Origin of the sequence: Falsiroseomonas sp. E2-1-a20, assembly GCF_051433195.1 — a bacterium.
GTDB lineage: Bacteria > Pseudomonadota > Alphaproteobacteria > Acetobacterales > Acetobacteraceae > Falsiroseomonas.
This window is the reverse complement of sequence record NZ_JBHMFT010000139.1, coordinates 1-1,623: the sequence shown is the minus strand read 5'-3', so window position 1 is coordinate 1,623 and position 1,623 is coordinate 1. Positions and strand designations below refer to the sequence as shown.

General features: G+C 66.9%; 1 protein-coding gene. It reads left to right on the top strand.

Features of this window, described 5'->3' with window-relative positions; genetic code table 11:
* Positions 1 to 126: 126 nt before the first annotated feature.
* Positions 127 to 1,470, top strand: a complete 1,344-nt coding sequence (locus tag ACFHPP_RS30960) for an IS1380 family transposase (RefSeq protein WP_437167070.1) — start codon at positions 127 to 129, stop codon at positions 1,468 to 1,470.
* The last annotated feature ends 153 nt before the right edge of the window (positions 1,471 to 1,623 follow it).

Below are 1,623 nucleotides of genomic sequence, written 5' to 3'. Positions count from 1 at the left end.
CTAGCCGCTCTTATTCAGCGTGCGCCAATAATTCGGCTGGCGGGTGTCGCGTAAGCTGTTGATCATGTTTATGGATTGGGTGTCGAAGCCATCCTGTCCACACGATCATGCCGAGCCACACCCGCCATGCGCGATGATACGATTGAAGCGTTCGGCTTTCCAGCCATCGGACGCAAGAAGCTCACCGCTGCGTTCGACGGCGGACGCATCACCTCGGACGGTGGCGTCCTGCTGCTGGCCTCCGCCGAGCGGCGCCTGGGGATCGCCCAGAGGCTCGCGGGGCTGATCGCCGATCCGCGCAATCCCCTGTTCATCACGCATAGCGTCGCCGACATTCTGCGCGCCCGCATGCTCGCCATCGCCTGCGGCTACGAGGATGCCGACGACCTCGATCATCTGCGCAGCGATCCCGGCTTCAAGCTGGCCTGCGGGCGGCTTCCGGACACCGGCCGTGACCTGTGCTCGCAGCCGACCGTGTCGCGCTGGGAGAACGCACCCGACCTGCGCGAGGTGGTGCGCCTGACCTACGCCATGGTCGACCTCTACTGCGCCAGCTATCGCCGTCCGCCCGGCGCCGTCACGCTGGACATCGACGACACCGTCGACGTCGTGCATGGGCATCAGCAGCTCTCGCTGTTCAATGCGCACTACGACGAGCGCTGCTTCTTGCCGATCCATGTCTACGACACCGCGACCGCACGCCCGGTGGCGATCCTGCTGCGCCCGGGCAAGACACCGTCCGGGCAGGAAGTGCGCGGCCATGTTCGACGCCTGGTGCGCCGCATCCGCAGCCATTGGCCAGCCACGCGGCTGACCCTGCGCGGCGATGGTCACTACGCCCGCCCCGAAGTGATGGCATGGTGCGAGGCCAATGCAGTGGACTTCATCTTCGGCCTGGCGGGCAACGCCGTGCTGAGCCGCCTGGTGGAGGCCACTGCCGACGATGTCCGGGTGCGCCGCGCCGAGGCCGCAGCCCCGGTGCTGCGTCGCTATGCCGAGACCCGCTACGGCGCCAAATCCTGGAGCTGCGAGCGGCGCGTGGCGGCCCGGATCGAGGCCAGCACGCAAGGGTTGGACATCCGCTTCGTGGTGACCAACCTGGCAAGCGGCAGCGCCGAATGGCTCTACGACACGCTCTACTGCGCCCGCGGACAGGCCGAAAATCTCATCAAACTGCACAAGAGCCAGCTGGCCTCCGACCGCACCAGCTGCCGCTCGGCGCTCGCCAACCAAGTGCGCCTCGTGCTGCATACCGCCGCCTACTGGCTTATGCTGACGGTGCGCGACGCCATTCCCAAACCGCAGGCGCTGGCCACCGCCGAGTTCACCACGCTGCGGATGCGCCTGCTCAAGATCGCCGCCCGCATCACCGAGACCGCGACACGGGTCCGCATCGCCTTTGCCGCCGCCTGCCCCGAAGCAGCTCTGTTCCGTGGCATCGCACTCGGCTTCCAGCCCACCGGACCGTGACGCATGGGGCGAGCGCCCCAAATGCACCAGATCCCGCAACCCCAACGCCCATCACGTCCAGACCAAAACAGCGATGCAACAGGCGCCATCCCGACGCGCGTCCGCCACTCAGGCAGCAGGAAAAGCGTCAGCACGATGAATAGGATGGGCTAG

Bases quoted from the DNA above. Each gene is read 5' to 3' on its own strand.
- ACFHPP_RS30960 (WP_437167070.1), top strand. From the start codon at position 127: ATGCGCGATGATACGATTGAAGCGTTCGGCTTTCCAGCCATCGGACGC.